Source organism: Anaerofustis stercorihominis, from assembly GCF_024623185.1.
Lineage (GTDB): Bacteria > Bacillota > Clostridia > Eubacteriales > Anaerofustaceae > Anaerofustis.
On record NZ_JANJZK010000006.1, the window covers coordinates 1 to 24440 of the forward strand.

Below are 24440 nucleotides of genomic sequence, written 5' to 3' on the forward strand. Positions count from 1 at the left end.
GCGTTATAAGCCACCGCGGCTTGAGCGGCGTCCTTTAATCCAAAAATTTGGACGAGCAAATTTTTGGTGGGGTGCGGGGCGAAACCCCGCAGAGGGTTTTAGGGGCAGAGCCCCTGATATTTGTTTCTTTGAAAAAGAAAACGAATTATGATATACTAAAATAGATTTTTAGGAGGAAATATGAACAAATTTACATTGATCGTACTCACTGCACTGTTAATGATTCTGATTGCTGTGATATTGTATTTTTCATTATCATCATTATGGAGCAAAATCAGAAATGCAATTTTTAATATCAAGATAAAAAAATTTATCATAGCTGTCACGGAAAGCTTCGATAATCTCTCTCACGGGAAATTCCCTCAAAGCGAAAACATAGAATTCATATGCTTAAACATGAATAAAGATGAAGCTATGAAGAGTTTATTTTATAAAAAGGCTGAAGAAGTACTTACGGATACCGACCATGAAACCATTACAAGAAAATTTATGGAAGAAATAAATACTAAAACAAATCAAAATATTGACTTCCTATATGAAGATGATTATTCCGATAAGCTTAATGATTTGATAACACTTACCGCTTCGTACGACATAAAAGATGAAAAGGCAAACGAGTTCCTGCTTAACTGTTTAAAAAATAACTCCAAAAGAATAAGGGCTCATGCTTTTTCAGTAATATCCTTAAGAGGAGATATAAACACTTTCGCTAAAGCAATAGTGATTTCGTGCGATAAACTTGCAGACTATTCTTTTGAAGAAATTAAGACCGCACTGAGTAAATTCAAAGAAAAAAAAATACTTCTTCCGGTACTTAAAAGACTTAAAGACGAAACCGACAATATAAAACTAAAACTCACTTTAAGAGATTATCTGGAAAATTAGGAGGATATATGAACACTTTATACATAATTTTTATAATAATGACCATATATATCCTGATGTACGGGATAATATCTCTTTTTGCGGGAGTTATCCCCTCCGTTCTGGTATTCAGACAAATACATAAAAACAACAAAAGATATAAAGACTTGATCGAGGATAAAAAATCAAAGAAAATATCCATAATATTAAGTGCCGAGCCTAACATAAATAAGTTTATGGCAAAGGTAAAAAATCTTTTATATTTGGATTATGATAACTTCGACATATATATAATAAATACTTCAGGGGATTTGAAATTCGCTAGAAAGATAATAAATTTCTTCAATTTAAAGAAAGACTCAGGCAGTATCAAATATAAAATCAATAAGAGCGAAATAATCTCAATATATAAAAACGGCAAAATAAACCTTTTAAATACGGAAAAAACAAATAAGTGGAACGGTATCAATGCAGCGGCGGATAACACAAATGCCGATTTGATACTCGATCTCGAGAAAAATATCTTTATTGAAAAAAACGCACTTAAAAAGCTTACAAGTGAATTCCTCATTGACGACGACACTCTTTTTACTTCGGGGATAATCAAAGATGACAGCTATATACAAAGAGATGATCTTGAGTATAAAGGCATAAAGACGCATAATTTTTTCGCATGTTTTTCCATTCTAAGAAACATCAAAAATAAATTATTTGAAAAGAGTTATAATTTTGAATTCTTAAACGGTGAGGAAATAGGAAACGACTTTACTTTATATAACTTGGAAAAAATACGTGAGGTCGGAGGTTTCAACTCTGAAACATCAAATCCAAACAACGATTTGAAACAAAGACTTACTAAAATATATAAAGATGACTTCAGATTAAATTATGATGCTTTGGCTTTTGAAGAAATAGATGATATACATGAATACGTCACCTACGACATTATAGACAGATATATAATAAAGAAAAACATAAATAATGCAAATCCATTTAACACCATAAGAGGATTATATGATTTATTCACGGGGATTATAAATCCAATACTGGAATTCCCTATAATCATTTTATCCATATTACTCACGATAATAAAAGTGATTTCACCACTTACTTTACTTTGTTTTATACTTTTATATATAAGTTTTGATACGGTGAAGAATATCCTCCTTCATATTACCGACAAAATATCACTGAGAGAAAACATAAATATATCACAAAGTTTGGAATTTATAGGATTTACGATTATTTATAACCTTGGGTTCAGACAGCTTTATAACTTAAACATATTATTATCAAGGTTTAACTTTAAAAATAAAAGAGAAGCTTATTACAAAGAAAAAGAAATCTACGGGTATATAAATGAATTTGAATTGATAGAGGATAAAAGATATGAAAAGGAACTTACGGAGTATCCTGAAAAAACTAAAATCAATGATACTGCTCGGGCAGATGATATAAAAGAAGAAAACAAAACCTCACATACCGAACTCAATGAAATAGGATTTATCTTAGAAGAGGAAAATGAGGAAGAAATAACTCAAATCATAGAAGAAATAAAAGATATCAAAGCGGAAGAAATAGCAGTAGAAACAGAAGAAAAGGCTGAGAACCAAAAAGAAATAATTAATGAAACAGTAATCGAAGAAAATTCAGAGAATGAAGAGACACTAATAAAAGAACTTGAAAATTTTGATATAGAAGAAGTGGCGAAATCGGAACCCTTTAAAAAAGAAGAAGTATTTAAAGAAAAGAAACCTGAAAGCGAACTGGACAGAATAATGAGAGAACTTGCAAAAACGACGAGCAAGATAGAACAGCTTGAAGCAGAGGTTCAAAAGGAACTATCGAATATAGAAAGAAGAGCAAGAGATAAAGATATCGACGAAGAACTAAACAAATTAAAAGAAGAAGTCCTAAAAGTCGAAGAAAACATAGATACAATAAAGGATAATAAACATCACGAAGCCGAAGCACTAAAAGAAATCGCGTCGGTCAAGGATAAAGAAGATGATGAACTTAACTTCAGCGACGACGAAATGGACGAAGAATTCAGTAATATCACGATTTAAAAAAGACACCAAATAGGTGTCTTTTTATTATACAAGCATCAAGCTCGGATTGTTTATCACAGATTTGATATTTGAAAGGACTTTCGCACATTCATTGAAATTCATCAAATCTTCGCATGCACTCAAGTATACTTTTACATGCTCGTCCTGAATAAGGACTGTTATATCTACTTTATCTTCACATGCCTTAGGATAATAATAATCTATCTTTAATGGACTTATATCGGTTATCCTAAAATCGATATCCTCCCCTTCGATTATGTATTTCATCCTCTTATCCATCTGGCTTACAGTAAGCTCGTTTATACCGCTTAGCTTTCTTCCCGTAAAGCCTTCTTCACTGTCATATTTATATATCGCAACATCTCCCTTGAAGGAAGCTATTTTATTTTTTTCCAAAGCAAAAACTATGGATTTAACAACGGTATTGAAAATCTTTCTCTCGCTTAAATCACTGTATGAAACAAGCATTTCCTTTACAAGCTCAAGACTTGCTTTTATACCCATGGTAACTACGTTATGAGTATGAGTCTCAATAACTAATTGACTTTGGTCGCTTACGGTTTTTTCTTCACTGCTTTTACCGTCTTTATTGATAACTACGCTTCTGCTGGTATCATCATTCAAAGTTATAACGACTCTTTTTCCGTAGCTTTCATTTACTTCTCTATCCGTGTCCGGATATTCTTCGGCTACCTCGGAATGTTCCACAGGGACTATTACCTGATGAGTGACACTGTTTTCAACGGGAACGACAGGTATCTCGTTGCCTTCATCATCGTATTCTTTGGATATCACTTCTTCGATAACGGGAGTATACACTTCTTTCGCATTCTCTGCCTTGTTCATCTTTTCTATAGTATCTTTTGTATCGTGGATTTCTTCGTTTTCTTCTTTATCATTAGCTTCTTCTTTTACTTCGCTTGTAATGATACTTGAAGTCTGGTCATAATTTACGATGATATCCTTTGAAGAATTATCTTCATCATAAATATCATTTTGATGTTTTATCATAAACTGAATTATATCGGAGTCTGCATTATTTAACTCCTCCATTTCCTCATCGGTCTCACTGCTTGAATATATCTTCGTATTATCAGCTGTCTTATCTTCGACTTCATCGTTTATCATATTTATCCTTTGTTCCAATATCTTCAATTCTTCGTCTTCTTTGCTTGATTTAATGGAAATATTCTCTATATTATTTTCTTCAAGTCTTTTTCTATCGTTTAGATAACGCTCTAAATCAGCGGCTTCGATACGTCCGTTTTCGCCGCTTCCTTCTATTTGTGATAAATCTATGCCTAACGCCTTAGCCAGCTTTCTTGTGGCGGGGCTTGCTTTTTGTTTTGAATTCCCTAAGTTTGTCATGAAATTCTCCTTTCGTCTTAATATTCAACCAACTGCATTATTTTTTCTAAAAGTTTACCTGAACTCGGCAGTACTTCCTTAGCCTTTATAGGATTGAAAGGTGTGAAATTATCATCACTGCACATCCTAGCTACCGGAGCTTCAAGATAATCAAAAGCTTCGCTTTCAACGATTATACTTGCTATTTCGCTTCCGACGGAGCATGTTTTATAACCTTCATACACTACAATGGCTCTTCCCGTCTTCTTAACGGATTTGATTATAGTCTCGCTGTCGATTGGTTTTATGGTCCTTAAATCTATTACTTCTACTTTTACATCACTCATATATGCTACGTCGCTGGCTTTCATTGCTTCTTTTACCATGCTTCCGTAGGTTATGACTGTAATGTCGCTTCCTTCTCTTATTATATTGGCTTTTCCCAGAGGTATCCTTTCCTCCGACTTTTCACTTATTTCGCCTTTAACATTATATAAATTCTTGTTTTCAAAGAATATTACGGGGTCATGCTCTAAAAATGAGCTTCGCATAAGACCTATAGCGTCTTTCGGTGTCGAAGGATAAACCACTTTTATACCCGGGAAATGTGCCATTACAGCCTCAACAGACTCGTTATCCTGCACACTGGAGTAAGGAGTATATCCTATTGGACATCTTATAAGAAGACTCCCCGGTACCTTAGTACCAAAGGCTTTAAGCTTTGAAGCATAGTTTATTATCGGATCCATAGACCTTATCAAAAACTTAGTTCCAGGTATTTCAGTTATTACGTTGAACCCGTTTAGACTAAGTCCTACGCTTGAACCTATATAAGCATTTTCGCTTACCGGTACTTCTATTATCCTCTCTTCAGGTATTTGTACGTCAAATCCCTTGCTTACTTTGTATTCTCCGCCGAATACCCCTATATCCTGAGAAACGAATACACTGTTCCTGTTCTTTCTCAGTTCGTATAAAAGAGTATTCTTGATTGCCTGTTTAAAAGTTAATTCTATCATTATCTGCCCTCCCCGAAGATATCAAGGTCAAGTTCCGCTTCATCTTCCATTTCAAGCATATTATGTAAATCAGATACGTCATTGCCGTCACTTACATCTATAACAGGTGAACTGCCCCTTGATGAGACTGTAAAAGGCTGTTCGCTGTTCATATTCAGACTCTTCATATATTCCTTTATGATATCGTCGTCTTCGTTATAATTACTGAACAAATCATCTTTTGTATTGTCATAATAAGGATTTACTTCTTCTATAGGCTCGAAATGTTCTATATTCTGCTTTCTCAAATCATTGTAGTCTGAACTTTCTTCAACCGACGCATTTACAAAAGTTATCTTATCTTCATCTTCTTTTTCATAACCGTCTACGATGTTCGCTTTCATGCTTATATCGTCATAAATATCACTGTTTACCACAGTAGTGGTATACTTCTTTTCTTCTTCATCTATTTCTTTAAATATATTTTCAAGCACATTCTCCGCATTTGAAATATATCTTTTTTCTTCTTCGGTAACTACTTCTTCTTTTTCTTCCTTTTCCGGTCTCTTTCTCATGGTATCCCTGAAATCAACATCCGCAAAACCGTCGGTGTTTGATATCAAGGTATGAGTATGACCGTTTCTTAGTATATCCTCTACACTCAGCTCTTCTTTAGGAGTATCGTCTCTTTCCGGGAATATATTTTTAAGCCTCTTTATTTCATCGAAAACTTGGTCATTGGCTCTTATTTCTTCTTCACTGCCCCCTACCGCATCTTTTTCGGTAAAAGCGGATTTTAACTTAGGCTCTTCTATCATAACCGAAGTGTCAGCCTGTTTCAAAAATTCTTTCTGTTCAAGTAAAGCTTTTAATTCTTCTTCTATCTGAGTCTTCTTTGAAATCTTTTCTTCTTCTTTTTCTTCAAGTTCTTCTTTAGGAATCTCTTTTTCGTTTAGTATTTTATTTATTATCCTGTCCATTTCAGCCGAAATGGTGTCTTTCATCATTTGAAGGTCATCATCTATCCCGACCATATTTTGAAGCATATAGTTACTAAGCAGCTTTATAGGACATTTATCGAACCAAGCCCTAAGTTCCTTTGAACTTCTGTAAAGTGCTTTATCCGCAAGATGATGTCCGCTGAAGCGATAAGTCTTTGCCTCAAGGATTATAGGACCTTTTCCCCCTCTTACATAGCTTGAAGCCGTAAGCATCGCTTCGTACATATCGAGTACATTGTTCCCGTCAACTATGATGCCCGGTATGGAATAACTGCTTGCACGGGAAGCTATATCCTTGACCGTAGATGTTTTGGAAAAGCTCTGTCCTTTTGCATATCCGTTGTTTTCAACCAAGTATATTATTGGAAGCTTAAACATTGAAGCCATATTTACGCTTTCTGAAAACACACCTTCGTTTACAGCGCCCTCTCCTATAAAGGAAACTACTATATTGTTCGTATGATGTATCTTCTCTCCCATAGCAACCCCCGTCGCTACGGAAACATTTCCCGCAGGGACCGCCGAAGCACCGTAGATATCAGCCTTTGTATCAGCAAAATATCCAGGTCCCGCCATACCGTCGGTATAACCTCCGTCTAACCCCATTATCTCACGAAACATCTTTTCTATATCCATTTCCAGACATATGGAAGCCGCAAAGTTCCTATGTGATGTAAAAACTTTGTCCTTGCCGTTTATTGCAGCCATTGCTCCCGCACTTACCGCTTCCTGTCCTATGGATAAATATAAGTTTGTATGTATCTTTCCTTCTTCGTATAAAGATGCCAGTTTTTCTTCAAAAACCCTAACTTTGAGCATCTTATAAAATAACTCAACGATTTTTTGGTTGTTTATGTTCATTGTAACCCCCTAGTTTCTGCTTGATAAAATCTCTTGAGCGTAGATTAAATCTTCAGGTGTTGTTATTTTTATATTGTTATAAGAACCTTTTATTATCTTTACTTTTACATTATTTTCTTCCACGAGGTATGAATCGTCTGTTCCGATGATACCTTTCTCCTCTGCGTTTTTATAAGCTTCTTTTAAGATATCCGCCTTAAAAACCTGAGGTGTTCTTATATTGTAAAGCGTACTTCTTTCCACCGTAGCGGATACAAATCCCTCATTGTCCGCTTTCTTGACCGTTTCCTTTACGGGTACCCCAAGCACGCATCCTCCGAACTTCTTTGCTCCGAGAACGGTGTTTATTATCTCCTTATTGGAAATAAGAGGTCTCGCACCGTCATGTACGGATATTATAGTACACCTTTCATCAACTTTCTTTACCGCATTATAAACCGATTCCTGTCTTGTGCTTCCGCCGACTACCAGCTTATAAGGCTTTTTTATCTTATATTCTTTAAGTACCTTATCTTTGAATAACTTTTCTTCATTATCCGCAACGACAATAAGTATTTCATCTATATAAGGACATTTATCGAAAGCTATGATAGTATGGGTAAGTATCGCTTTTTTGTCTAAAGATATGTACTGCTTATTGATACTCTTACCCATCCTCGTTCCTCTGCCTGCAGCAGGGATTATTACACTTACAAAATCATCATTCATATTTTTACTCCTATTAAAAAGAATAAATAATATATTATTATAACATATTTTCTTCCATAAATGAAAAGTAATTATCCTTGCCTATGATAACATGGTCGATTACCTTTATTCCTATAAGCTCTCCGGCGTCTTTAAGTCTCTTTGTAAGATGTTTATCTTCTATGGAAGGAGTGGAATCTCCGCTTGGATGATTATGAGCCAAGATTATACTGTTGGCATTTTTCTTTATCGCATTCCTGAATACTTCCCTCACATGAACAAGAGACGTATTTATAGTCCCTATTGAGATAAGCTCTGTTTCTATGACCATATTTTTGGTGTTTAAGAGTATGACTTTAAAATGCTCTTCATCCAAAAAGCTCATATCATAGGAAAGCAGATCCACTATATCCATGACGCATGTTATTATCTTTTGCTTCTCTCTTTTCAAATAAGCTCTCCTGCCTATTTCCAAAGAAGCCAAAATCATATCACATTTTAAATCCGTCATTCCCGGATTATCATTTTTAAGTTCTTCTCTTGTAATCCCTATAAGATCCCTAAGAGAACTCCCGTACCTTCTTATGATATTATTACTAAGCTCCAGTACGCTTTTCGTACTGTCCCCTTTTCTTATTATAAGGGCGATAAGCTCACTGTCACTTAGCTCCCCGACACCTTCGTCAAATAATCTTTGTTCAATGCTCGATAGTATTTCCTTGTCCGATTTCATCTTATCCTACCTAAATTCTTTTAACATATCGTATAATGTGCTTATACTAAGCCCTACAACGTTAAAATAATCGCCTTCGATTTTACTTATGAACTTACCTGCGATACCCTGAACGGCATATCCGCCGGCTTTATCATAAGGCTCATTTGTATTTATGTATTCTTCTATCTCTTTATCATCAAGTTCTTTAAATGTTACTTTGGTCTCGACTGCCGTACTGATATTTTTTTCTTTCGTTATTACAGATATACCGCTTATAACACTGTGAGTTTTTCCCGACAGAAATTTTATCATTTCTCTCGCATCGTCCTTATCTTTTGGCTTCAAAAGAACTCTGCCGTCTGAGTAAACTACGGTATCGGCACCTATAACAAGTTTATCATTATTATCCTTAAAAACATCATAAGCCTTTAAATAAGCTATATTTTTTAAATTCTCATAAACGGATAACTCATCATCAAAGACTTCTTCACAATTAGAAACGATAATATCAAAATCTATATCCAGTAATTTTAACAGCTCTTTTCTCCTTGGAGAAGCCGATGCCAATATAATTTTCTTCATAAAAACCTCACTTATAGTTACTATACCAAAAAAAGGTTATACTTTCAAGTTTTATAGCTTTTAAAAAGCCCTGCATTTAAGGACTTCACGGAGTATCGGTTTATATGAAAATCAAATAAAATAAGTGTATATTGTCACATAAATGACACAATTTAATATTATAAATATGGACTTTCATATTTATAGTATGATATAATAAATTTTTGTTAGAAAAGAGAAAAATTTACAAGATAAGGAAATAAATTTTCATGAAAGCTGTTGTTCAGAGAGTAAAGAGTTCAAAGGTCACTATAAACGGAAAAATAGTCGGAAATATCGACAAAGGTTTTAACGTCCTATTCGGTGCGGAGGGAAATGACACAAAAAAGGACGCCGATTATCTGGCAAGAAAAATATCAAACCTCAGAGTTTTTGAAGATGAAAACGGCAAAATGAATTTATCCATAAAAGACATAGACGGACAAATGCTTATAATATCGCAGTTCACCCTTATTGCGGATACAAAAAAAGGCAACAGACCAAGTTTTGTAAATGCAATGGAACCGAAAGAAGCAAACGAGCTTTATGATTACTTTATGAAAAAAATAGAAGAAGAAGGTATTTCGGTTAAGCGAGGCATATTCGGAGAAGATATGTTAGTGGATATTGTAAATGACGGTCCCGTTACCATTCTGTTCGATACCAAAACTAAGGAGTAATCATCATGAGTGAAAAAAGATTAGACGTTCATGAGTTTTTAAAAAATGATTTAATGGTCGAAGACATCTGCAAAACCAGAAGGATACTGGGGGTTTTTGAAGATGAAATTTACTGTTATTTCAAAGAGGAAATAGCCAACAACAAATCGGTGACATATTTTATAGATAAGATAAATAAAGTACTCCCAATAAAAAAGATAATAGTAAGCGAAATGACCGATGATGATATACAAACATATTTGGTAGACTTCTTTACAAAGCATGATCTGCACTTTAAATTCGTCACGGATTACAGTGACGAAGACGAAGCCTATATGGTGGTCATATGCAAAGAAGATATACAAAGAGAACCTCTGTTATACGAGACGGACATACCGAAGGAGTACCTTAAAAACTTCGGGAAGATATTATGCAAAAAACATACTGCGATACTTAAAGAATTAGACCCCGATATGGTAAACTTCTACAAAAAAGAAACATTCATATCAAAGGGAAGCTGCTCGGTATGCAGAGAAGAAGAAAGGAATAAATAATATGGATATAAAATCATTTCAATTAGGTCCGGTCGGAACAAACTGTTATATAATAACACAAAACGATAAATCAATAATTATCGACCCGGGTCATAATGACGAAAGACTGCTTGATTATATAAAAAAAGAAAATCTAAACATAGACAAGATACTCTTAACTCACGGACACTTCGACCATATTGCGGGTGTCGATATGGTAAGAGACGCTACGGGAGCAAAAGTATATATTCATGAGCTGGATAATGAAATGCTTCAAAACCCAAATAAAAACGGCTCGGCACTCATGATGGGAATGGGGATAAAAATAAGAGAAGCGGATGAATTCGTATACGAAGGAGAAAAGATAGACTTCGAAGGAAGTGATATCGAAGTGATATTTACCCCCGGGCATTCTAAAGGCGGAGTGTGCTATAAAATAGACGACGCGGGAGTAATATTCTGCGGAGATACTCTGTTCTTACGCTCCATAGGAAGGACAGACCTTTACGGAGGCAGTATAGAAGTTCTCGAAAGTTCCATAAGAAATAAAATTTATACTCTTGATAAAAATTATACTCTTCTTTCCGGTCACGGCGACCCTACGGATATAGAAGGGGAAAAGAAATACAACGGATTTTTCAGAGAATGATGAACATTCAAATTGACAAAACAATAAAAGAAATTCACGTTCGTGAAATACTTCAGCTATTTTACCCTGATAAGTATAAAGACATAAAAATGAAATTATACTCTCAGGGTAATTTTGTATATTTAGAGTATAAAGATAAAATATATAAAGAAGAGATAAATATATCCTTAAAAAACGCAACAAAAAAAGCGGTCTACAACGCCTTAAAAGAAGAAACCCATAAAATTTTTCCCTACGGTATACTTACAGGGGTAAAGCCTATAAATATCCTGGATTTATATAAGGATAAAAGCAGAGAAGAACTGATAGATATACTTAGAAACGATTATATTATGGACATAAATAAAATAGAACTCCTGCTTAAAACAAAGGAAATTCAAAAAGAGCTTATTGACGATAACAAATCAAGTCTTTATATACATATCCCCTTCTGCCCCGCAAAATGTTCTTACTGCTCTTTTCCCTCAAAGATATGCAAAAGTAACGATACCGTTTTAGATAATTATGTAAACTGCCTTATAAGAGAAATAGAGATGATATCGGAAGTGATAAATAAAAATGATGTCATTTTAGACAGTATCTATATAGGCGGAGGAACTCCCGGGATATTAAATGAAGAACTTACACATAAGCTTATAAGCTCCATTTTAAAAAATATAATCAAAGATAAAAATATCGAATTTACTTACGAACTCGGGCGTGCGGATATGTTTACAAAAGAAAAGCTCAGTATATTAAATAACAATAAGGTAAACAGGGTCTGCTTAAACCCTCAGTCAATGAGTAAAGACGTCCTTTATAACTTTAACAGAGATATATCTCCCGATGTATTCTATAAAGCAGCAGACCTTATAAAACAATATAACTTCACACTAAACTCCGACCTAATAATGGGGCTTAATTCAGACAGTATTTCGGATTTTATAAATGAAGTAAAGACACTGATAGATTTAGAAGCGGATAATATTACTATCCATACCTTATCTCTTAAAAGGTCGAGTGATATGGATAATATAAAATACGAAGATAAAGACTTTTACCAAGTTCAAAAAGGATGTTTTGATATACTTGATAAAAACGGATATTATCCTTATTATCTTTATAAGCAAAAACAAAGCCTATGTATGGGAGAAAACGTCGGATTTTCAAAAAAAGGCAGAGAATGTATTTATAACATCAAAACAATGAAAAACAAAAGCACCATACTTGCCCTCGGTGCCGGAGGTGCGGGCAAAGTATTCGATAAAACGAACGATAAGACATACCGAGTAGACACGACTAAGGATACCAATATTTATATAAGAGATATAGATGAAATAATAAAGAGAAAAACTGAAGAATACAATGAATACTTAAATATTTAAAACAAGCTTTAATTTATTTAAAAGGATACACAAGGAGAAAACTGTGTCATATAAAGATGATATACATAAATTTATAAAAGAAAATTATCATATCGAAGCGGATCATCCGTGGGAGAAGACTCCCGACTACGAAGTTTTCAGGCCTAATCATAACAACAAATGGTTTGCTCTGGTAATGAACATCGAAAAAAAGAGACTAAATATCAAAGGGGAAGGCAGTATCGACACAATAAACTTAAAATGTCCTCCCGAAATCATAGGTTCTCTTAGGAATGAAAAGGGTATCCTTCCCGCTTATCATATGAATAAAGAACACTGGATAACCGTATTATTGGACGGGACTTACCCTTTGGAAAATATTTATGACTTGATAGAGATAAGTTATGATTTAACCAAATAAACTGTTTACATATAAATAACATTAAAAAACGCCCTTAGGCGTTTTATTTTATTCCACGACTACGCATGTATCGCTGAGAGAATTCGTTATCTTTACTTTAGAACCTTTACGAAGAGTCACTTCAGCATTGGTTACGGCTTCAAACTCGATGACTTCATCATTGATAGAAACCCTTACTTTTCCCATAGCTCCTCTTTTAGCTTTTATATCCTTATAAACTAAGGCTTCCAGCCCTACTGTATTTGCGGAAAATATAGCGTCGTGTTTGACCATAAGGTCTATGGCATACTCAACAAGAGCAAATATAACAAGCCCCGTAAGTCCCAAAAGAAAACTTATCACTACGCTGGGTTTCATCGTGATATGATTTGCAAGGGTCTGTATACCCATAAACCCGAATACCAGAAGAAATCCCGAAAATGTGAATATCGAAAAATATCTTACAGTAAGAGATTTACTGAGCTGACTTTGGCTTAAAGTCAGTATCTTAGGAGTATTGTTCTGAACTATATTCTCATCCAAGTTCGGTTTTCCCTTATTATCCATTAATTTCTTTATCTTTAGAAGAGCGAAAATAAGTATTCCCGCCAAAGCAAGATACACTGAAAATGTATATATTAATTTCAGTAATTTTGGTGTAATCATATAAATCACTTCCTACCTTAAAATTCGTATTGAACCAATGTTTTTACATCGTAGCCCTTTAATTTATCTCTTCCGTTCAGACCCGTAAGTTCCATTAAAGATACAATGGAAACTATCTCTCCGCCAAGCATTTCTATGGCTTTAGCACTTGCCTGTAAAGTCCCTCCGGTTGCAATAAGGTCATCTATTATTACGACTTTGTCACCCTTTTTTATCGCATCCTTATGTATCTCAATAGTGTCAGTCCCGTACTCAAGGTCATAAGTATAGCTTATGGTTTCAGCCGGAAGTTTTCCGGGCTTTCTTACGGGAACGAAACCCGCTCCTATTTTATAAGCTACAGCGGTACCGAAGATAAATCCTCTAGACTCCGGTCCGACTATCAAATCCACTTCACCGTCTATCAAATCGCATAACGCATTTATTGTATAATTTAGAGCTTCTTTATCTTTTACAAGAGTCGTTATATCTTTAAAGCTTATACCCTCTTTCGGAAAATCCTCTATTACTCTTATCTTTTCTTTTAAATCCATATTTAATCCCCTACCTGTTATTTAACTTTTTCATTATTTTAGTTTTTTCTATATCGCTTTTTGAATTTACTTTTTTAAACGACAAGCTTAGTTTATCATTTTCCAAAGAATAATTCAATATATTCATTTCTTTCATTATGTCGAGTGCAAGCCTTACCGTAAAATAATTTATCTCGACGTCGCTTTCATTCCTTATATTATTGATAAACTCATATATATTATTACCCGTTATTTTTAAAAGTTTAAATTTCCTGTAAAGATATAAAAAGAAAGTTCTCGTTATTTTAACGCTTCTCATTGGCTTTGATGTCTTTAAATATTTTATCTTTGCACTCTTATAAACTTCGCTTTCATAATCGTTAAACTCGGGTCTGTCAAGTATAACGACTTCATCTTCCCCTATCTCACTTACGGGAAGCACCAGTACATTTATTTTGTTTTCCTCTTTTTCAAGTTCATTATAAGATATCTTATAATCATAATTTTTAAATCTCAGATATTTTATGAGTCTTAAAAAAGTGTCTCTATTATATATTATTAAGACTTTGTCTTTATATTCTTCGATTATCGTTTCAAACGAATAAGGAAGCTTTTCTTCTTCGGGATAAAAGTAATCCTCATTATCTAAATTCTTTATAAAATTATTGTAATAAGCCTTGTCATACTCTTTTAGATCCACATCGTGATAATCCATATCCTTTATTTCAAACTGGAGTTTTTCGTTTCCCTTATAGGAGTTCACTGACATCGTGAAGACTATATCAAATGACTTAGTAAAATCATAATCTCTAACGTAATGCCCCATGGAAAAACCTATTGCATCATAATAATTTCCGTTATAAAGGACGCTGAATTTAAGATGAGTTCCGTCCTTACCTATGGCTCTTACATTGGTAAGCTTCACATCTCTTAAACATAATATACTTCTGGAATTGCCTATCCCGAAAGGAGCAAACCTCTCAAGTTCCAAAGAAGTCTTTACATTTAAGTTTGAAGGGATTGCCGGTGTATCATAGTAAACTCTTTTATAAAATAAGTTTTCTATTTTCCTTTTTTTTGCATATTCGTTTGTTTCTTCGATCAACCTGCCCAAATTTTCTCTTTCGATACTAAACCCCGCGGCGGCACTGTGACCACCGAATTTAGAAAACAATTCTCTGCTGTTATTAAGACATTTAAATATGTCAAATCCCGTTATACTCCTGCATGAAGCTTTTATAAGTCCGTCCTCCGTGTCACTCATTATGACAACGGGACGATTATATTTATCGCATATTTTACTTGCCGCAACTCCCATTACCCCCTCATTGAAATCTTCTCCGTAAACATATAGTATCAACGAGGTTTCAAGTAAGTCATTTTCCTTTATGTACTCTTCGCTTTTTTTAAATATACTTTCCTCTATATCTTTTCTTTGATTATTGTACTCACATAGCTCATGGGATAAAATATCTATTTCCTTTTCGTCCTCGCTTAGGAATAACCTGACCGCTTTTTTCGCATCATCAAGCCTCCCCGCGGCATTTATCCTCGGACCTATCTGAAAACCGATGTTACCGCAGCTTAACTTATTCTTATCCAAATCGGATTTTTTAATCAGAGCATTCAAGCCCTTGTTATTTGTTTTTTTAATCAGCTCAAGCCCAAGAGACGCTATTGTCCTGTTTTCGCTTTTTAATGATACTATGTCTGCTATGGTACCTATCATGGCAAAAACGAGTATTTCCGATATATCAAAATCAAGCTCGAAGAATTTTACTGCCGCACAGGCAATCTTAAAAGCAACCCCCGCACCGCATAACTCGCTGAAAGGGTAATTATCGCCCTCTACCTTAGGATTTATGATTGCATAAGCCTCAGGCAGCACTTCGGGGGGAGTATGGTGGTCGGTGATTATTATATCTATACCGCTATCTTTTAATATCTCCACTTCTTCCACGGAAGTTATCCCGTTATCCGTAGTTATGACGAGGGAAGGCTCTTCATCTATTATCATCTCCATGCTTTCGTCACTCAGTCCGTAACCGTTCGTGAACCTGTTTGGTATTATGATTTTTGTATCTATCTTCATGAAGCTTAAAACTTTATAAAGGATAATGCTTGAAGTCACACCGTCGCAGTCGTAATCGGAAAATATAACGACTTTCTGTTTATATTCCATAACTTCCTTTAATCTTTCCATTACCTTTTTCATATCCTTAAACAGAAAAGGGTCGTAAAGGTCGGATATGTTCGGATTTAAGTAAGTCTCAACTTCCCCGAAAGCACTAAATCCTTTTATGCTCAAAAGGAGTGCACTCAAATAAGATATATCGAATTGCTTGGTTAAATTATCTATAAAATCATAGTTTATATTGTCTGATGTCTTTTGTTTAAATATTTTATATTCCACTATTTACATTCCTTAAAAAAATATATATAGATTTTAACACATAATAATAAAAATTGTAATGAATTGAGTGAGAAAGTAATAAATATTTAATATAAGAAATTATAAGAAATAACGAAAGGAATTTTATCATGACGAATAGTAACAATATGAATAGCTTACTTCATGCGGTCATACTTGGAAGTATTTTCGCAGTCATAAGCGTGTTTATTTTCTCTCTTTTAATGTACTTTTTTGACTTCCCCGTAAGCGTACAGTCGGGAGGTCTTTATATCCTGCTTAATTTAAGTCTGTTTATAGCAAGCGTCCATGCGGGAAGAAGAACGAGTGCAAAGGGATATCTCTACGGCTTGTTCAGCGGACTTATATTTATAGTTCTCCTGCTTTTAATAAATCTTTTGATAAGCGAAGGTACATTCAGCATAATGACATTTTTCTTAAAAATGCCTGTGCTTCTTTTGGTATCTCTCATAGGAGGTATTTTCGGAGCCAATCTTCGTAAATAAAATATTTTTATCGTCTCCTAAAAATTAATATATTTAATTTTTATTTTTCCATACTCTAAAAAAACCGCGCTCAAAAGCGCGGTAATTTAGTTTTTATTCTTTTTATTGAATTCTTTAATGGGAACTTTGCTCCCGTCTTCTTTTTCTACGACTATACTGTCTACGGTGCTTTTAAAATTTTTCCTAATGTTACCCAGATAGATTTTATACAGTTCCTGCTGTTCTTTTAATTCTTCCTCTGTAAGACCTTCTGCCTTTTTCTTTTTTGCAAGGAAGTTTATCCTGTCAATATGCTTCTTATCCATTTTTATTCTTCCTCGTCGGTCACTTCTATCCCAAGCTCTTCCAGCTGTTCTTCGCTTACAATGCTCGGAGCATCCGACATAAGGCATGTATGATTTTGTGTCTTAGGGAATGCGATAACGTCTCTGATATTTTCCGTATCTACAAGAAGCATTATCATCCTGTCAAGACCAAATGCCAATCCTCCGTGAGGCGGAGTTCCGTACTTAAGTGCTTTAAGCAAGAAACCGAATTTATTTTCCGCTTCTTCATCGCTGAAGCCAAGTACGTTGAATACTTTCTGCTGAACTTCTCCCGAGTGTATCCTTATACTTCCGCCTCCCATTTCAACTCCGTTTACAACCAGGTCATAGGCTTTAGCTCTGACTTCTCCGGGCTCGGTTTCCAATTTATCCAAGTCTTCATCCATAGGAGCGGTGAAAGGATGATGCATTGCTTTATATCTCTTTTCATTTTCGTCGTATTCGAACATAGGGAAGTTTGTTACCCATAAGAAATTAAATCCTTCATCCATTTTTATTTCGGCTTTTTTAGCTATGTGAAGTCTTAAATTACCCAGTGAATCGTAAACTACTTTATTCTTATCCGCAACGATGAATACTATATCACCGTTTTCCGCTTTAGCTCTGTCTAATATACCCTTTGTTTCTTCTTCGCTTAGGAATTTTGTTATCTGTGATTTTATGGAACCGTCTTCGTTCACCGCTATCCATGCAAGCCCCTTAGCTCCGTAAGTTTTCACATAATCAACCAAAGCATCTATATCTCTTCTTGAGAAGAAGTTTGCAAGACCTTTTGCATTTATGGCTCTTACGCTTCCGCCGTTTTTGATAGGTCCCGCAAATACATTGAATTTACAGTCTTTAAGAATATCGCTCAAATCAAAAAGTTCCATTCCAAATCTGGTATCGGGCTTATCTGAACCGAACCTGTCCATTGCTTCGGAGAATTCCATCCTCATAATAGGAGTTTCGATATCGTAATCGATGATTTCTTTGAATACTTTCTTAACGAGTCTTTCATTCACGTCGATTACATCATCAACATCCACAAAACTCATTTCAAGGTCTATTTGAGTAAATTCAGGCTGTCTGTCCTGTCTCAAGTCTTCGTCTCTGAAACACTTTACTATCTGATAATATCTGTCCATTCCCGAAACCATCAATATTTGTTTAAATAACTGAGGTGATTGAGGAAGCCCGAAGAATTTGCCTTTTCTTATCCTGCTTGGTACAAGGAAGTCTCTCGCTCCTTCGGGTGTAGGTTTACCGAGGAAAGGTGTTTCTATCTCAAGGAAACCTTCACTGTCCAAAAAGTTTCTTACTACAGAACAAGTCTTTGCTCTTGTGATTAGGTTATTCTTTATCTTATCTTTTCTTAAATCAAGAAATCTATATTCAAGTCTTGTCGCTTCGTTTGCATTGTCACTTTCGTCTATATAAATCGGAGGAGTGTTTGCACTGTCAAGTACTTCCATGGTGTCAAGCTTTAGTTCAAGTTCTCCCGTTTTGATGTTTGGATTGAAATTTTCTTCGTCTCTTAGTACGACTTCTCCGCTTACTTTTAAAACATATTCATTCCTTACATTTTCAGCAGTCTCAAAAACTTCCTTATTAAGCTCACTGTTGGCTACAAGCTGCATGATACCGCTTCTGTCTCTCAAATGAATGAAAATAACTCCGCCAAGGTCTCTTCTTCTTTGTACCCAGCCGGACAGCGTAACTTTCTTTCCTAAATCTTCTTTTGTGATTTCAGCACACATACATGTTCTGAAGCTTGTTTTACTCTTATCCATATTTACTCTCCTAAACTCCCTTTTATATAATCCGTTAAATCTTCTATTTTGATTTCTTCCTGCTCTTTTGTTGACATGTTTCTTAGAGTATAAACCCCTTTAGTTAGTTCATCTTCACCCAAAATGGCAGTATATTTCGTATTTACTTTATTTGCGTATTTCATCTGAGCCTTGAGACTTCTGTCCATTACATCTATGCCGGACTTTATACCGCTCTTTGTAAGCTCTCTGAAAGAATTGAAGGCTATCTTTAATGCGTCTTTTCCCACAGGCGCCAAGTATATATCCATAATGTCTTCTTCTAAATCGTCTAAAAGTCCCTGCTCTTCCATGATCAGCATAAGTCTTTCAAGTCCCAGTCCGAAACCAACACCCGGAGTATCGCTTCCGCCTATCATCTTAACAAGACCGTTATACCTTCCGCCTCCGCATACGGTCCCCTGTGAACCCAAATCCGTAGAAACGAATTCAAAAGCGGTCTGCGTATAATAATCAAGTCCTCTTACTATTTTGGGATCCACGACGAAATCTATACCTGCAGATTTCAAATATTCTTTGACACTTTCAAAATGTTCGCTGCAGTCCTCGCACAGATAATCCACCATCAACGGTGCATCTTTCAGTAAAGTCTTGCAGTGCTCGTTTTTGCAGTCTAAGATCCTCATAGGATTTTTATTAAGTCTGTCCTGACAATCTTCACAGAGTTCATTTTTAAAAGGCTCTACAAAATTTTTAAGTCTTTCGTAATAGTCGCTCCTGCACTTCGGACATCCAACGCTGTTTATCCTAAGTTCCAGTCCTTTTATTTTAAGTTCGCTGAACAAAGTATCAACTAGCATTATAACTTCCGCGTCCATGCTTGCGGAGTATGAGCCTATGGCTTCGATACCGAATTGGTGAAACTGACGCTGTCTGCCCTTTTGAGGTCTTTCGCTTCTGAAACATGAAGTGATGTAATATAGCTTCGTCGGAGTGATACCGCTATTCATACCATGTTCTATAAATGCCCTTATAACAGAGCTTGTCCCTTCGGGTTTTAGAGCGAAAACATCGCTTCCCCTGTGGTTTAGAGTGTACATTTCCTTGCTTACTATATCCGTAGACTCTCCTACCCCCCTGTCAAACAGTGCATAATGTTCAAAATCAGGCACCCTTATTTGTTTATAATTAAAGACAGAACATATTTCCTTTATTTTTCCTTCCACCATTTCCCAGGCTTTTACTTCACTCGGAAGGATATCTCTTGTTCCCTTTGGCGCAAATATTTTATTTCCCATTTTTTATCCTTTCTATATAAAAATAAGTCCCCGACATTAATAAAAATGTCAGGGACGAGAATTCATTTTCCCGCGGTGCCACCCTAATTGGTATAATACCCGCTTTATTTAAATTCAAAAGTAATTTACGTAAGTTGTTATTCAGAGTTACAGAGCATAAAAAATGCTTCCAGTCACGGCATTTTCTCCCTTGTATGATGTAAAACCTACTCCTCTTACTTACTTTTAAATCAAGTAGTATTATTATAAGTTTAAAATAATGGATTGTCAATATTTAAAAGGATTTAAATATATTAAAAGTACACTTTTTCAAGTGCACTTTTAACAATTTTAATTTTTTGGAGGAGGAGAAATTTACACCGAAAATATCCTTGATGGATTATCAATGAATATTTTGTCCGTATCCTCTTTATTTATTCCTATATCATGCATATAGGGAATAAGCTCTTTTATTATATAACTAAGCCCCGGCTCTCCCGAGTAACTATGCAGATACTTCGTATTGCCCATATCTCCGCCTATTAGTATTTGATTTAAATATCCTTTGCCAAGCAGATATTTTACTATATCTACTTTATTTTCATCATGATTAGAATGATCTCTTCCGAATTTATCCATGGAAACATTGACACCTAAACTCAATAATTTCTCCAAATAAATTTTATCTTCGGGGACATCTACATGACCGAGAATGAGTTTTTCTTTCACCGCACCGCTGTCTATCAAATACTCTGCGGTTTCTATAGCACAGGTACCGTCTGTAAAATGGACATAAAAAGGCAAATCGGTTTCTCTTTGTACCGCACACATTATTTTACCGAGTCTGTATTCTTCATCTGTAATAACATTTTTGCTTATACCAATTTTTATCATTCCGGGTCTTATCCCTGTGTAACCTATCCCGTTATTTATTTCGTTCATAATTAAATCAAAAACTTTACTGTCACTCATGTCTTTTATTACATCGGGAACATACTCATCTCTGTAAAATCCTGTTGTACAAATAACATTCATTCCTGTCCTTATTGACAACGCCTTTAAAAATTCTGCATTTCTTCCCATACCTATCGCACTGGCATCTACTATACTCCTACACCCCAGCTCTTTGATTTCATTGAGATCCTTTTCCATATTGTCTATTTGTGTGACCTCATAATCCATACTCCCGTCCTTTTGAGGCAAGTATGTATATAAATGCTCATGTTCATAGGTAAATCCCAGTTCACTGTCTTTAATTTTACCTCTTGCTGTCATAATATATTTCATAACGATTATTCTCCTTAGTTAAAACAACATAACGATTTTTTGAACAATCAGTGGAAGTATCGCGAATTCAGCACTTTCAAAGAACGCGCCCGCTTCTATAAGAACTCCGCTTGAAGGAGCAATGAATGAAATTAGGAACAGCGTTATGAACCCATATAAGAAAGATGCAGCCAAGGCTACTCTAAGTCCTCCTATACGATTTCCGAACACACCGACTATCGCACCTTCGAAAAACTGTCCTTGTATACCCGGAACTACCAATACAGGCATTCCCACAACTACCATAAGTATAGTTGCACATAATGAACCGAGCAAGTTTGCGATAAACCCGAACATTACAGCCGTTGGAGAGAACTGGAATGCCGTAGGATAATCTAGACCTACTACCGCATCAGGAAGTATCGCATCCGCTATACCGACAAATGCAGGTATTATTTCTGCGATAAACATCTTAACTCCGTAAAGTATTACTGCAAGTCCCGCAGAGAATGACAATGATTGTAAGAATAGGAATAACCACCAGAATTGATCTCCTGCCAATTTTGAAACAAAATCAACGCCTGCAATCATACCAAATATAAAGTAATTTATAAACATCGTTATGGTAATGGCAGTGAAAGTATCTTTTAACCACATCAAAGATTCAGGGAAATTGATATCTTCCGCATCTTTGCCTTTACCGATGATTTTAGAAATAAGTTCGGATAATGCCATACCCCAGTTACAGAAAACAAATAAACCAAATTCATCGGTCATATCCGTCTTCTTCATATAATAATGAGAAACACCTACTGCTATCCAGTTGTAAATACCACTTCCGATAGTAGATATTATGATTATCCATATCGTAGGAAGAGTAGTTACATGAAGGAATGCAACGAACATTGCAGCAACGAATAACTGAAGATGAACCGTTAAAGCAAAACCTTTATGTTTGGTAAATCTAACCAGAATACCGTTTATTAACATTGCAAGAAGGAAAACTATTGCTATTTCTCCCGCAAAATTTTCGGAGCAGGCTACATAAGCCGGCCACATCTGCTGAAGTACACCTTTAGTGTTAAGTCCTTGGAATATACATTCCTTCAAAGGACCCATAGCATTTAGAAGTAAAGTACTTCCTCCGTCCATTATTGCGAATCCTAACATACATTTTATAGTCGATAACAGTATTTCGCTTCCCTTTTTCTTAAGAAGGATAGATCCTATAAGAGCAACAAGCCCGAGGACTATCGTTCCGTTTCCGAAAAACTGTGTAACGACTTTGATTAATAAATCCATATTGTACCCCTTAATTTTATTTAACTATTATTTTTTACATATTCTCCTAACTTTTCTGCCAATTCTTTTTTGCTTACCATATTGACAAGTTCGATGATAGGCTTCCCGTATTCCCTTACTACAGGCGCCACATCGGAATTTGTTATTATTAGATCCACACCGTCCATAAGCCCTTTGGCAAGAGAAGCATTACAGCTGTCCACAGTAGCATCAACGCCAAGTTCTTTAACTGCCTTTTGAATATTAAGCTTCAGCATAACAGAACTCCCAAGCCCCATTTGGCAAACGCATAAAATCCTGATAGGTAACTTCATTTTTAACACCTCCTTTGATTTATTTTGATAAAAGTTCTATAATCTGCTCCTTACTCTCTGCATTTAATAACTCTTCGACAAAAGCTTCTTCATCCAAAACCTCACATAATTTTGACAAAAGCTCCAAATGGCTGTCATGACTTTTCCCGGCAAGTGCAAATACGACTTTTACGGGATCGTGCTCACTGTGACCAAAATCCACGCCGTCTTTTATATAAAGCATAGACATCCCATTTTTTATGACCCCGTCTTCCGGTCTTGCATGAGGCATTGCGATATGAGGAGCAATGACAATATACTTTTGCGTCTTAGCTACTTCTATCATTTTTTCTATGTAGCTTTCTTTGATAATCCCGTTATCCAGTAATATTTCCCCCGCAGACCTAACTGCTTCTTCAAAATTTTCTACACTATCTATAACTTTGATAAAGTTTTCAGGTATAAAATCGATTAACATGGTTTTTCCTCCCTGTTTTGTAAAAATTATATTATACATGTATTATTATGTCAATAGTTTTTCATTATTTTTGATAATATTTTATCATAATTCCGATATTATGATAAAAAAATAACATATGCTAAACATATGTTATTGTACATTCTTTTAAACCAAATCTATTTTTACATTATGATTTTTAATTTTTTGAAGCTCATCTATATCAGAAGCCTCTTTATTTGTGATTATTACATCTATATCATCTATCTCAAGCCCCGTTGCCATGGACTGCTTCCCGATTTTATTATAGTCACACATAAGTATTACTTCCTGAGAATTTTTAGCCACTATCTTTTTTATTTGTGCCAATGTCAAATCTATAAACATTGCCCCTTTTTCATTGGTAAGTCCCAAACAGCCTATAAATGATTTATTAAAATTCAAATTTTTTATTATATCCAAAGAGAACAAAGATACCATGCTTTCATTCTCATTGATAAGGCTTCCCCCCAGCAGGGTAACATTTACCGAAGGCATTTTAGATACTGTCCTTGCCACATTTACACAGCTGGTGACTATATTCAGATTGTAATCGTATTTGTTAGAAAGAAGTACTTTTGCAAATTCTATACACGTGCTCCCTCCTCCTATATAAATGATATCATTATCCTCTACATAATCCACCGCCTTTACGGATATTTCAGACTTGAAGCTTAAATTTTCCAGTTCTCTTTTGGAAAAATGAGCAAACTCTTCTTTACTAAAAACTATCCCTCCGTAAGCAATGGAAATATTTTCTCTCTCCTCCAAAACTTTTAAATCTCTTCTGATAGTAAGATGTGATACCCCAAGCATCTCTCCAAGTTCGTTTATGGTAATATGCTTATGTTTTTTTATTATCTCCATTATTTTTATTTGTCTTTCTTCAACTTTATTCATCATTGT

Annotated in this window: 25 protein-coding genes; 8 read left to right on the top strand and 17 right to left on the bottom strand. The window is 35.1% G+C overall.

Going from position 1 to position 24440, the window contains the following annotated elements:
* The first annotated feature begins 180 nt into the window (after positions 1 to 180).
* Entirely contained in the window at positions 181 to 885 is a 705-nt protein-coding gene (locus tag NSA01_RS04660) for a hypothetical protein (protein ID WP_257480348.1), read from the top strand.
* Positions 886 to 893: 8 nt separating this feature from the next.
* Positions 894 to 2933, top strand: a complete 2040-nt coding sequence (locus NSA01_RS04665; protein ID WP_257480349.1) for a hypothetical protein — start codon at positions 894 to 896, stop codon at positions 2931 to 2933.
* Positions 2934 to 2960: 27 nt separating this feature from the next.
* On the opposite strand, the gene NSA01_RS04670 is transcribed toward NSA01_RS04665, so the two are convergent.
* From NSA01_RS04670 to NSA01_RS04695, 6 genes are read right to left on the bottom strand one after another with little or no spacing between them, the layout of a single operon-like run.
* Positions 2961 to 4304: an E3 binding domain-containing protein gene (locus NSA01_RS04670; RefSeq protein ID WP_257480350.1), complete on the bottom strand. Its 1344-nt coding sequence runs from the start codon at positions 4302 to 4304 to the stop codon at positions 2961 to 2963.
* A gap of 17 nt (positions 4305 to 4321) precedes the next feature.
* Positions 4322 to 5302 carry an alpha-ketoacid dehydrogenase subunit beta gene (locus NSA01_RS04675; RefSeq protein WP_257480351.1) on the bottom strand — a complete coding sequence of 327 codons (981 nt, stop codon included), beginning with the start codon at positions 5300 to 5302 and terminating at the stop codon, positions 4322 to 4324.
* Positions 5302 to 7143: a thiamine pyrophosphate-dependent dehydrogenase E1 component subunit alpha gene (locus tag NSA01_RS04680; RefSeq protein ID WP_257480352.1), complete on the bottom strand. Its 1842-nt coding sequence runs from the start codon at positions 7141 to 7143 to the stop codon at positions 5302 to 5304. The genes NSA01_RS04675 and NSA01_RS04680 overlap by 1 nt, the downstream gene beginning before the upstream one ends.
* Positions 7144 to 7152: 9 nt before the next feature.
* A complete protein-coding gene (ispD, locus tag NSA01_RS04685; RefSeq protein ID WP_257480353.1) occupies positions 7153 to 7851 on the bottom strand; it encodes a 2-C-methyl-D-erythritol 4-phosphate cytidylyltransferase in 699 nt (232 codons plus the stop codon).
* Between the two features lie 37 nt (positions 7852 to 7888).
* On the bottom strand, positions 7889 to 8563 hold the full coding sequence (gene radC / locus NSA01_RS04690) for a RadC family protein (RefSeq protein WP_257480354.1): 675 nt from the start codon (positions 8561 to 8563) through the stop codon (positions 7889 to 7891).
* A 6-nt stretch (positions 8564 to 8569) separates the two neighbouring features.
* Positions 8570 to 9127 (bottom strand): Maf family protein, encoded by a 558-nt coding sequence (locus NSA01_RS04695; RefSeq protein WP_257480355.1) that lies wholly within the window; start codon positions 9125 to 9127, stop codon positions 8570 to 8572.
* Between the two features lie 248 nt (positions 9128 to 9375).
* On the opposite strand from NSA01_RS04695, the gene dtd reads away from it, so the two are divergent.
* From dtd to NSA01_RS04720, 5 genes are read left to right on the top strand one after another with little or no spacing between them, the layout of a single operon-like run.
* On the top strand, positions 9376 to 9825 hold the full coding sequence (gene dtd / locus NSA01_RS04700; RefSeq protein ID WP_257480356.1) for a D-aminoacyl-tRNA deacylase: 450 nt from the start codon (positions 9376 to 9378) through the stop codon (positions 9823 to 9825).
* A gap of 5 nt (positions 9826 to 9830) precedes the next feature.
* Positions 9831 to 10358 carry a hypothetical protein gene (locus NSA01_RS04705; protein ID WP_257480357.1) on the top strand — a complete coding sequence of 176 codons (528 nt, stop codon included), beginning with the start codon at positions 9831 to 9833 and terminating at the stop codon, positions 10356 to 10358.
* Position 10359: 1 nt separating this feature from the next.
* A complete protein-coding gene (locus NSA01_RS04710) occupies positions 10360 to 10986 on the top strand; it encodes an MBL fold metallo-hydrolase (protein ID WP_257480358.1) in 627 nt (208 codons plus the stop codon).
* Entirely contained in the window at positions 10983 to 12350 is a 1368-nt protein-coding gene (hemZ, locus tag NSA01_RS04715) for a coproporphyrinogen dehydrogenase HemZ (RefSeq protein ID WP_257480359.1), read from the top strand. Before NSA01_RS04710 ends, hemZ begins: the two co-directional genes overlap by 4 nt.
* A gap of 43 nt (positions 12351 to 12393) precedes the next feature.
* A complete protein-coding gene (locus NSA01_RS04720; protein ID WP_257480360.1) occupies positions 12394 to 12750 on the top strand; it encodes an MmcQ/YjbR family DNA-binding protein in 357 nt (118 codons plus the stop codon).
* A gap of 48 nt (positions 12751 to 12798) precedes the next feature.
* Here the strand turns inward: NSA01_RS04720 and NSA01_RS04725 are convergent, their stop codons facing one another.
* From NSA01_RS04725 to recJ, 3 genes are read right to left on the bottom strand one after another with little or no spacing between them, the layout of a single operon-like run.
* Positions 12799 to 13395: a hypothetical protein gene (locus NSA01_RS04725; RefSeq protein WP_257480361.1), complete on the bottom strand. Its 597-nt coding sequence runs from the start codon at positions 13393 to 13395 to the stop codon at positions 12799 to 12801.
* Between the two features lie 17 nt (positions 13396 to 13412).
* Positions 13413 to 13928 (bottom strand): adenine phosphoribosyltransferase, encoded by a 516-nt coding sequence (locus NSA01_RS04730; protein WP_257480362.1) that lies wholly within the window; start codon positions 13926 to 13928, stop codon positions 13413 to 13415.
* Between the two features lie 10 nt (positions 13929 to 13938).
* Positions 13939 to 16320: a single-stranded-DNA-specific exonuclease RecJ gene (gene recJ, locus NSA01_RS04735; protein ID WP_257480363.1), complete on the bottom strand. Its 2382-nt coding sequence runs from the start codon at positions 16318 to 16320 to the stop codon at positions 13939 to 13941.
* A gap of 128 nt (positions 16321 to 16448) precedes the next feature.
* Here recJ and NSA01_RS04740 point away from each other — a divergent pair, with 128 nt between their 5' ends.
* Positions 16449 to 16823, top strand: a complete 375-nt coding sequence (locus NSA01_RS04740; protein ID WP_257480364.1) for a TIGR04086 family membrane protein — start codon at positions 16449 to 16451, stop codon at positions 16821 to 16823.
* 86 nt (positions 16824 to 16909) lie between these two features.
* On the opposite strand, the gene NSA01_RS04745 is transcribed toward NSA01_RS04740, so the two are convergent.
* From NSA01_RS04745 to NSA01_RS04780, 8 genes are all read right to left on the bottom strand, one after another.
* A complete protein-coding gene (locus NSA01_RS04745; RefSeq protein WP_257480365.1) occupies positions 16910 to 17128 on the bottom strand; it encodes a DUF896 domain-containing protein in 219 nt (72 codons plus the stop codon).
* A 2-nt stretch (positions 17129 to 17130) separates the two neighbouring features.
* The gene (gene aspS / locus NSA01_RS04750) at positions 17131 to 18921 is read right to left on the bottom strand and encodes an aspartate--tRNA ligase (RefSeq protein ID WP_257480366.1); all 1791 of its coding nucleotides are present in this window, start codon (positions 18919 to 18921) and stop codon (positions 17131 to 17133) included.
* A gap of 2 nt (positions 18922 to 18923) precedes the next feature.
* Positions 18924 to 20198 carry a histidine--tRNA ligase gene (gene hisS / locus NSA01_RS04755; RefSeq protein WP_257480367.1) on the bottom strand — a complete coding sequence of 425 codons (1275 nt, stop codon included), beginning with the start codon at positions 20196 to 20198 and terminating at the stop codon, positions 18924 to 18926.
* Positions 20199 to 20552: 354 nt separating this feature from the next.
* Positions 20553 to 21464, bottom strand: a complete 912-nt coding sequence (locus NSA01_RS04760; RefSeq protein WP_257480368.1) for a phosphotriesterase family protein — start codon at positions 21462 to 21464, stop codon at positions 20553 to 20555.
* 18 nt (positions 21465 to 21482) lie between these two features.
* Positions 21483 to 22745 (bottom strand): PTS transporter subunit IIC, encoded by a 1263-nt coding sequence (locus tag NSA01_RS04765; protein WP_257480369.1) that lies wholly within the window; start codon positions 22743 to 22745, stop codon positions 21483 to 21485.
* Positions 22746 to 22765: 20 nt separating this feature from the next.
* A complete protein-coding gene (locus NSA01_RS04770) occupies positions 22766 to 23059 on the bottom strand; it encodes a PTS sugar transporter subunit IIB (protein ID WP_257480370.1) in 294 nt (97 codons plus the stop codon).
* A gap of 19 nt (positions 23060 to 23078) precedes the next feature.
* The gene (locus tag NSA01_RS04775; RefSeq protein WP_257480371.1) at positions 23079 to 23516 is read right to left on the bottom strand and encodes a PTS sugar transporter subunit IIA; all 438 of its coding nucleotides are present in this window, start codon (positions 23514 to 23516) and stop codon (positions 23079 to 23081) included.
* A gap of 147 nt (positions 23517 to 23663) precedes the next feature.
* Positions 23664 to 24437 carry a DeoR/GlpR family DNA-binding transcription regulator gene (locus tag NSA01_RS04780; protein ID WP_257480372.1) on the bottom strand — a complete coding sequence of 258 codons (774 nt, stop codon included), beginning with the start codon at positions 24435 to 24437 and terminating at the stop codon, positions 23664 to 23666.
* Between the last annotated feature and the right edge of the window lie 3 nt (positions 24438 to 24440).

What these genes read in the sequence shown, in the direction of transcription:
- NSA01_RS04660 (WP_257480348.1), top strand. Translation starts at nt 181, where the DNA reads ATGAACAAATTTACATTGATCGTACTCACTGCACTGTTAATGATTCTG.
- NSA01_RS04665 (WP_257480349.1), top strand. Translation starts at nt 894, where the DNA reads ATGAACACTTTATACATAATTTTTATAATAATGACCATATATATCCTG.
- NSA01_RS04670 (WP_257480350.1), bottom strand. Translation starts at nt 4,304, where the DNA reads ATGACAAACTTAGGGAATTCAAAACAAAAAGCAAGCCCCGCCACAAGA.
- NSA01_RS04675 (WP_257480351.1), bottom strand. Translation starts at nt 5,302, where the DNA reads ATGATAGAATTAACTTTTAAACAGGCAATCAAGAATACTCTTTTATAC.
- NSA01_RS04680 (WP_257480352.1), bottom strand. Translation starts at nt 7,143, where the DNA reads ATGAACATAAACAACCAAAAAATCGTTGAGTTATTTTATAAGATGCTC.
- ispD (WP_257480353.1), bottom strand. Translation starts at nt 7,851, where the DNA reads ATGAATGATGATTTTGTAAGTGTAATAATCCCTGCTGCAGGCAGAGGA.
- radC (WP_257480354.1), bottom strand. Translation starts at nt 8,563, where the DNA reads ATGAAATCGGACAAGGAAATACTATCGAGCATTGAACAAAGATTATTT.
- NSA01_RS04695 (WP_257480355.1), bottom strand. Translation starts at nt 9,127, where the DNA reads ATGAAGAAAATTATATTGGCATCGGCTTCTCCAAGGAGAAAAGAGCTG.
- dtd (WP_257480356.1), top strand. Translation starts at nt 9,376, where the DNA reads ATGAAAGCTGTTGTTCAGAGAGTAAAGAGTTCAAAGGTCACTATAAAC.
- NSA01_RS04705 (WP_257480357.1), top strand. Translation starts at nt 9,831, where the DNA reads ATGAGTGAAAAAAGATTAGACGTTCATGAGTTTTTAAAAAATGATTTA.
- NSA01_RS04710 (WP_257480358.1), top strand. Translation starts at nt 10,360, where the DNA reads ATGGATATAAAATCATTTCAATTAGGTCCGGTCGGAACAAACTGTTAT.
- hemZ (WP_257480359.1), top strand. Translation starts at nt 10,983, where the DNA reads ATGATGAACATTCAAATTGACAAAACAATAAAAGAAATTCACGTTCGT.
- NSA01_RS04725 (WP_257480361.1), bottom strand. Translation starts at nt 13,395, where the DNA reads ATGATTACACCAAAATTACTGAAATTAATATATACATTTTCAGTGTAT.
- NSA01_RS04730 (WP_257480362.1), bottom strand. Translation starts at nt 13,928, where the DNA reads ATGGATTTAAAAGAAAAGATAAGAGTAATAGAGGATTTTCCGAAAGAG.
- NSA01_RS04740 (WP_257480364.1), top strand. Translation starts at nt 16,449, where the DNA reads ATGACGAATAGTAACAATATGAATAGCTTACTTCATGCGGTCATACTT.
- NSA01_RS04745 (WP_257480365.1), bottom strand. Translation starts at nt 17,128, where the DNA reads ATGGATAAGAAGCATATTGACAGGATAAACTTCCTTGCAAAAAAGAAA.
- aspS (WP_257480366.1), bottom strand. Translation starts at nt 18,921, where the DNA reads ATGGATAAGAGTAAAACAAGCTTCAGAACATGTATGTGTGCTGAAATC.
- hisS (WP_257480367.1), bottom strand. Translation starts at nt 20,198, where the DNA reads ATGGGAAATAAAATATTTGCGCCAAAGGGAACAAGAGATATCCTTCCG.
- NSA01_RS04760 (WP_257480368.1), bottom strand. Translation starts at nt 21,464, where the DNA reads ATGAAATATATTATGACAGCAAGAGGTAAAATTAAAGACAGTGAACTG.
- NSA01_RS04765 (WP_257480369.1), bottom strand. Translation starts at nt 22,745, where the DNA reads ATGGATTTATTAATCAAAGTCGTTACACAGTTTTTCGGAAACGGAACG.
- NSA01_RS04770 (WP_257480370.1), bottom strand. Translation starts at nt 23,059, where the DNA reads ATGAAGTTACCTATCAGGATTTTATGCGTTTGCCAAATGGGGCTTGGG.
- NSA01_RS04775 (WP_257480371.1), bottom strand. Translation starts at nt 23,516, where the DNA reads ATGTTAATCGATTTTATACCTGAAAACTTTATCAAAGTTATAGATAGT.
- NSA01_RS04780 (WP_257480372.1), bottom strand. Translation starts at nt 24,437, where the DNA reads ATGATGAATAAAGTTGAAGAAAGACAAATAAAAATAATGGAGATAATA.